Source organism: Mesorhizobium sp. M0185, assembly GCF_040322175.1.
Lineage (GTDB): Bacteria > Pseudomonadota > Alphaproteobacteria > Rhizobiales > Rhizobiaceae > Mesorhizobium.
This window is the reverse complement of sequence record NZ_JAMYSY010000061.1, coordinates 22,839-29,046: the sequence shown is the minus strand read 5'-3', so window position 1 is coordinate 29,046 and position 6,208 is coordinate 22,839. Positions and strand designations below refer to the sequence as shown.

Sequence of the window (6,208 nt, the reverse complement as noted above, 5' to 3'; positions counted from 1 at the left end):
CCGCTAAACACGGGGGCTGCGCGGCGGACACGCCGACGTCACCGCAATGCCACGCCATTTTGCAGAACTTGACGCACACAACTCCTTTCTTTGCACAGGGGTGTTCTATGGCTGCCCGAGAGGCTTCGCCTCCCCCGCCTCGCATTCCGACAATCGCACAGGTTTGGCGAGTTTCGCCAGCGCCTCGGGCTTGGCGCAAGCCGGAAAGCCGGCGAGCGGCATTGTTTCAATAAACCGGCTGCGCTCTTTAGTGCTCAAGCCCACTTCATTAATCATGCTCTCGACGGTCAGGTCCGGGTACTGCTTGAGAGTTTCCCTAACCGAAGCATTCGCCTCATCCATTCGACCCAGAGCCGCAAGGGAGCTGCTAAGCACCACCCACTTCCACTTGTCGTAGTTGTTAGGCGTCATGCGCTCCAGCATCTTCAACGCGTCCTCATATCGGCCGGCCATAAAATAGGCAGGGGCGAAGAAGTTGGACGTCCACATCGGGTAGTTCGGGTCGAGCCGCGTTACTTGGTCGACCATCTGAGCGCCGCGTTCGGGTTCATTGAAGCGTGCCGCAAAGCCGGTATAGAATGTCAGGATTTCGGACGAACCGGGAGCTAGACGAAGGGCCGTGTCCAGCTCAGCCTTGGCGCGGGCGTTGTCGCCCTTCTGGCTGAGGCTCATACCAAACACGGCGTGTGCCTCAGCGTCACTTGGATCGAGCCGCACCGCGCGTTCGGCCACATCGGCAGCCGCCTTGATCTCGCTCTCGGGATTGATACCGAAGCCAGCCAATATACCATGAGCATGATAAAGTTCTACCCAGGCCCGGGCCAGCCCGGGGTCCAGCTCAACGGCGCGGTTGAGAAGCGCGATGGCCTCCTCCTCATCCGCTATGGTGATCTTTTCAATCTTCTCGGTCCCGAGCAGATAATAATCATAAGCATTCAGGTTTTCAGGTCGTTTACGTTTGGCCGCGGCCCGCCCGGCCGCCTGAATCAACCCTACGCCGCCGCCCAGACGGTTGGTGACTTGCTCTGCGATCTCGGTCTGGACGGCGAAAACGTCCTCAGCAGGCCGGTCCCAACGATCCGACCAAAGATGGTTGCCGGTTTGTGCATCGATCAACTGCGCGGTGACCCGCACCCGCCCATTTTGCCGCTGGATAGAGCCTTCTAGTACGAAGCCGACATGGAGCGCACTTGCTACCTGGCGGGCATCCATCGGCTTGCCTTTGTAAACTTCCGTCGAATTCCGGGCCACGACCTCAAGTTCGGGAAACCGCGCGAGGTCGGTTATGATATCCTCAGTCAAGCCATCGGCCAAACGCCCGGTGGCCTCGTCGCCGCCATAATTATTGAAGGGCAGCACCGCGACCGATGGCTTGGCCCCCAGCGGCGCGGGCTGAAAGAACCACCAGGTCCCTCCACCCGCCAGAGCCAGCACGACGATGGCCGCTGCAGTCGTCCTGGTCCAGCGCGGCATCGCCTTGCGTAAGGTCCAACGCACCCGCTTGCCATCGAGCCTCAGTCGGTACATCCGCACGGGGCGGCTGATGTTCTTGACCTGCTGCTCGCCGGCGAAATCGAGGGGCAAATCAAGCTTGCCCTGCAGATGGTCAAAGGCCGTGCCCGATACGATCACGCCGCCCGGCTCAGCGAGTTGCTGCAACCGCGCGGCGACATTGACGCCGTCGCCATAGACATCGCCGTCAACCAGCGCAACGTCGCCCAGATTGACCCCGATGCGGAACACGATGCGCTCAGGCTCTGGCAGACCTTCATTGCGCGCGGCCGCCGCGCTTTGGATTTCCGCTGCGCAGGCGACTGCGTCGACCACGCTTTCGAAGGCGACAAGCGCGCCATCGCCCATCAACTTGACGACGCGGCCATGGCGCTGGGAGATGGCGGGGTCGAACACCTCGGAACGAACGGTTTTCAATCGCTCAATGGTTCCGGCCTCATCGGCCTCCATCGCCTTCGAGTAGCCAACCATATCGGCCGCCAGGATCGCCAGCAGCTTCCGATTGAGAGGGGGAACCGCCATATGCGCCTCTTTATGGCACAACCCTACACCCATGGAAGCATCGGAGCCAGAACGCGCCGTTGGCCGCGCGGTGAATGACCGCTCGTCAGCCGTTCCTGACTTTCGACCGGGTGCGGATGAACGTCTTCAACGGGTCAACTTGCGTCGTCAGGGCTCTCGGCGTCAAAGGTCCGAGAGGGTTCGAAGTCGGTCGTTCAGAGTGATTGCGTTTTGACTCCAGAGCGCCGCGCGTCATGGACGCGCAAAGGACGCTATAACACTTTGAATTTTGCATGATCCTTTCCGAACCGGAGGTCAGCGCAGCAAAACCATGCCGGTTTCCGGGGGTCATGCCCTAAGGCAGCCTGAACCGGTATTCCGTCACGTGATGATAGATCTGGCCCGGCCACAGCGTGGCTTGCGGGAAATACGGCCGGTTCGGCGCATCCGGCCAGATTTGCGGCTCCAGGCAGAAGCCCGAAAAGGCCTTGTACTGGCGTCCGCCTAGTCCAGGCGAGGACGGTGCCAGGTACTGGCCGGTATAGAGCTGGACACCTGGCTCGGTGGTCCAGAGCTCCATCTCGACGCCGGAATTCGCGCCTTGCGCCCACGACGCCTGCTTCAGCGGCCCGCGCGTCGAGGCGAGGCAGAAATTCTGGTCGTAAGGGAGCTGCTCGCCCTCGGTCTCCATGCGCAGCGGCCGCGCCTGGCGAAAATCGAAGGGCGTGCCGTCGACCGGCTTGACCGTGCCTGTCGGGATCAGATCCGCGTCGACCGGCAGATAGGCGCCGGCATTCAGCATCAGCCGGTGGTCGAGAATGTCGCCGGTGCCGCCGTCATCCAGGTTGAAATAGGAATGCTGCGTGAGGTTGCAGAGCGTCGGCTCCTCGCAGGTGGCGGTCAGTTCGACGCTGAGCGTGCCGGGGATCTTGAGCCGGTAGGTGCAGGTCACGTCGAGCGCGCCGGGAAAGCCCATCGTGCCGTCGGGGTCGTGCAGGGTCAGCGTTACAAAATCCCTGCCATGCAGCGAAACCGCCCAGGCACGGCGCGAAAAACCTTGCGAACCGCCATGCAGCGTGTGCTTTTCGAGGAAATTGCGCTCGGTCTGGTAGCGTTTGCCGGCAAGCGTGAAGCGGCCGTCGCGGATACGGTTGGCATAGCGCCCGACGACGGTGCCGAAGAAGGCGGTATCCGTCTCATAGTGCTCGAAACGATCATAGCCGAGCACCAATGGCGCCTCGTGCCCGGCCAGGTGCAGATCCTGGATGATCGCACCCAGGCCGATGATGTTGGCGGTAAGGCCGCCGCCACGAATGGTGAAACGGCGGACTTCCTCGCCCGCCTGCGTCGTGCCGAAAACCTCGCCGTCCTTCATCGCCATGCTCGCAAGTTCGTTGCTCGACGCCAGCCTGGCCTTTTCCGAAGCGGCTCAGGGTCGTTTTCGGTATTACCGCATGAGGCTTCTAGAGACCAAGTCCGCCGATGCAGACATATTTGGTGTCGAGATAGTCCTCGATGCCCTGATGGCCGCCTTCCTTGCCGAGGCCCGATTCCTTGACGCCGCCGAACGGCGCCTCAGGGGTGGTGATGAGCCCTTCATTGACGCCAACCATGCCGTATTTCAGCCCTTCCATGACCCGGAAGGCGCGGCCGAGATCGCCGGTGTAGAAATAGCAGGCCAGGCCGAACTCGGTGTCGTTGGCGAGTGCCACGGCCTCTTCCTCGGTTTCGAACTTGAATACCGGCGCCACCGGGCCGAAGATTTCTTCCTTCATGAAGCGCATCTTCGGCGTCGCATTGGCGATCACCGTCGGCTGGAAGAACGAGCCGCCGAGCGCGTGGCGCTTGCCGCCGGCGACGACCTTGCCGCCTTTGGCGGTAGCGTCGGCAATCAGCTCCTCGACCTTCTCCACCGCCTTTTCGTCGATCAGCGGTCCCTGCTGGACGCCTTCCTCGAGGCCGGAACCGACCTTCAGCCCGTTGCTCGCAGCAGCCAGCTTTTCGACAAACTGGTCGTAGATGCCGGCCTGCACCAGGAAGCGGTTGGTGCAGACGCAGGTCTGGCCGGAATTGCGGTACTTGGCGGTGATGGCGCCGGCGACGGCCCGCTCGAGATCGGCGTCATCGAAGACGATGAACGGCGCGTTGCCGCCGAGCTCCATCGACACTTTCTTGACCGTCACCGACGACTTCTGGATCAGGATCTTGCCGACCTCCGTCGAGCCGGTGAAGGTGATCTTCTTGACCAGCGGGTTGGCGCAGATCTCGTCGCCGATCTCACCGGCGGCGCCGGTCAGGATATTGATTACGCCTTTAGGGAAGCCGACTTCCTCGGCAAGCGCGCCCCAGGCAAGGCCGGAATAAGGCGTCTGCGACGCCGGCTTGACCACGGCGGTACAGCCGGCGGCAAGCGCCGGGCCAAGCTTGCGGGCCAGCATCGAGGACGGGAAATTCCACGGCGTGATGGCGGCGATGACGCCGACCGGTTCCTTGGTCACCAGGATACGGCGGTCAGCCCAGGGCGACGGCACGACGTCGCCATAGGTGCGGCGGCCTTCTTCGGCGAACCACAATATGTAGGACGCGGCCGAGCCGATCTCGCCCTTCGATTCGAACAGCGACTTGCCCTGTTCGATGGTCAGCAGTTCGGCCAACACGTCCTGATTATCCATCATCGCGTCGTGCAGCTTGCGCAACAGCTTCGAGCGTTCGAGCGCGGTGGTCTTGCGCCATGTCTGGAAGGCCGCGTCGGCGGCTTCGATGGCGCGGCGGGTCTCGGCCTTGCCCGACTTCGGCACCGTGCCGATCTTGAGGCCGGTGGCAGGATTGTTGACGTCGACCGTCTGGCCTGAATCGGCCTGCACCCATTCGCCATTGATGAGATTGGCCTGCCGCATGAAATGGCTGGTCTTCTGAAGCATGATCTCGCCTCCGTTCGGCACCTGGCGGGCCGGTCGCTGATTTCGTGAATGGACGTGCGCGATAGCATCGCTAGAGCCACTGCTCTTAGCCCAGGGCAAGCCCCGCAAGCAATCACAAGATGGCATATAGGGTTTGGGCCAGCCAAAGCGAGAGGCGATGCAGCCGGGTTCTTATCCAAAAACCCGGGTTCTTATCCAAAAACCCGAGTTCTTATCCAAAAACATGGACGACCACGGTCAGCCAAAACGCAGTGGTCACGACCGCACAGGCGGTGGCGATGGTCATCTGGTTCGACGCCAGCGCCTGGCCGGTGTTGAACTGCACCGCGATGAGATAGGAATTGATGCCGGACGGCAACGCCGCAACCATGACCGCCACCTTGGCCGTCAATGGCGGCAGGCCGATCAGCCAGACCAGGCCGAGAACCAGCGCCGGCATTAGGAACAGTTTCAGCGCCGACAGCGCCAGCGCCGGCCTTACATTGCCGGAAATGCCGAAACGGCGCAGGCTGAGCCCCATGGCGAACAGCGCCACCGGGGCGGCCGTGCCGGCCAGCGCGTCGCTCAGCCGCGTCGCAAGCACCGGCAGCGGCGCACCGGTGAAGCGCCACGCCAGCCCGGCCAGTATGCCTATGATCAGCGGATTGATGAATACCCGCCTGAGAAAGCTCCTGACGACGCGGAGCGGATGCACAGGCTCGCTGCCGCCGCGGCCGAACATCTCGAAAAGGATGATCGAGGCCATCATCATCACTGGCAGGTGAATGGAGACGAGCAGTGACAGCACTTCGAACCCGGCCGGCCCGAACACGCCGATGATGAAGGGCGCGCCGAGCAGGACGACGTTGGAGTAGGACGACGATACGCCGCCGACGACGCCGGCGCGGGCGTCCCGCCCGAAGATGCGCGTAATGACCAGATGGCCGGTGGCCCAGGTGAGCGCAACCGCCGCGAAATAAGCGCCCCATAGCGACCACGGCGCCACGCCGTGGAAATCGGCCTTTACCATGGTCTGGAACAGCAAAAGCGGCATTGCCACGTTGATGGCGAATTCGGATACGCCCTCGCCGCTCGCCGGCTTCAAATAGCCGGTCAACCCGGCAAGATAGCCGAGCCCGACGAGACTGAAGACGAAGAGGACGGTTTCGATAAGCGGAGACATTTTTCCCGTGATAGGCGAGCCCCGGCGGCGGCGCAATCGCCCTTCCCTCGCGAATGTACCGGCCAACAATCCGGCCGCTCGGATCTTGCCCGAATTTGCTCATGGTTGGATG

Annotated in this window: 4 protein-coding genes; all 4 read right to left on the bottom strand. The window is 62.4% G+C overall.

What is annotated here, in order from left to right:
* Positions 1–105: 105 nt before the first annotated feature.
* Complete coding sequence (locus tag NKJ20_RS30080; protein WP_352749016.1) at positions 106–2,034, bottom strand: adenylate/guanylate cyclase domain-containing protein; 1,929 nt, start codon at positions 2,032–2,034, stop codon at positions 106–108.
* Between the two features lie 334 nt (positions 2,035–2,368).
* On the bottom strand, positions 2,369–3,394 hold the full coding sequence (locus tag NKJ20_RS30075; protein ID WP_352719619.1) for an aldose epimerase family protein: 1,026 nt from the start codon (positions 3,392–3,394) through the stop codon (positions 2,369–2,371).
* A gap of 82 nt (positions 3,395–3,476) precedes the next feature.
* On the bottom strand, positions 3,477–4,934 hold the full coding sequence (locus tag NKJ20_RS30070) for an NAD-dependent succinate-semialdehyde dehydrogenase (protein ID WP_352749015.1): 1,458 nt from the start codon (positions 4,932–4,934) through the stop codon (positions 3,477–3,479).
* A 211-nt stretch (positions 4,935–5,145) separates the two neighbouring features.
* On the bottom strand, positions 5,146–6,096 hold the full coding sequence (locus NKJ20_RS30065; protein WP_352749013.1) for an AEC family transporter: 951 nt from the start codon (positions 6,094–6,096) through the stop codon (positions 5,146–5,148).
* Between the last annotated feature and the right edge of the window lie 112 nt (positions 6,097–6,208).

What these genes read in the sequence shown, in the direction of transcription:
- NKJ20_RS30080 (WP_352749016.1), bottom strand. Translation starts at nt 2,034, where the DNA reads ATGGCGGTTCCCCCTCTCAATCGGAAGCTGCTGGCGATCCTGGCGGCC.
- NKJ20_RS30075 (WP_352719619.1), bottom strand. Translation starts at nt 3,394, where the DNA reads ATGGCGATGAAGGACGGCGAGGTTTTCGGCACGACGCAGGCGGGCGAG.
- NKJ20_RS30070 (WP_352749015.1), bottom strand. Translation starts at nt 4,934, where the DNA reads ATGCTTCAGAAGACCAGCCATTTCATGCGGCAGGCCAATCTCATCAAT.
- NKJ20_RS30065 (WP_352749013.1), bottom strand. Translation starts at nt 6,096, where the DNA reads ATGTCTCCGCTTATCGAAACCGTCCTCTTCGTCTTCAGTCTCGTCGGG.